General features: G+C 57.9%; 2 pseudogenes. One reads left to right on the top strand and one right to left on the bottom strand.

From position 1 onward, the window contains the following. Positions 1-161: 161 nt before the first annotated feature. Positions 162-296: pseudogene (locus tag GWC77_RS28360) on the top strand (IS3 family transposase); the annotation flags it as partial. Positions 297-330: 34 nt separating this feature from the next. Here GWC77_RS28360 and GWC77_RS28355 read toward each other — a convergent pair. Continuing rightward, positions 331-450, bottom strand: a pseudogene (locus tag GWC77_RS28355) (IS5/IS1182 family transposase); the annotation flags it as partial. Positions 451-463: the final 13 nt, after the last annotated feature.

Below are 463 nucleotides of genomic sequence, written 5' to 3'. Positions count from 1 at the left end.
GCAAAGGCCAAATGAAGGGTGACCACGCCACTCGAACGGTCGCCGCGCAGTTCTATTCGCTGCTTATCTAAGGACTCCTAAGCGAATCGCCGCTTGCTCGTCATGGCTCCGTTATCGCGACACAACCTTTGGACCTGGGGGTGTCTTCGCCGGGTGCTTACCGCGAAGCGATGGACGAGGTAATTAGTTGGCTGAGCTTCTACAATCATTCGCGCCTGCATTCAACCTTGAATTACGTCAGTCCGATGCAATTTGAACAAAGCTGGCACGCCGCACAGCGAAAGGAAGCCGCATAATAAGTGCTCGGTTAGCGGATACGAAATTCGCGGGCAACGTCAGCGTCAGGCTCCCCCGGCTGCGCAGCCCCGCTTCATACTCGGGCCAGTTCGTCACCCGATGGGCCATCTTCGGGATGTCATGCCGGCGCGCGGCGTTGTGCTTGTGGGGCATGCATGGGCTTCCA

Origin of the sequence: Paraburkholderia sp. NMBU_R16 (genome assembly GCF_013282575.1) — a bacterium.
Taxonomy (GTDB): domain Bacteria; phylum Pseudomonadota; class Gammaproteobacteria; order Burkholderiales; family Burkholderiaceae; genus Trinickia.
The sequence above is the reverse complement of the archived record's forward strand: the minus strand, read 5'-3'. Positions and strand labels throughout refer to the sequence as shown.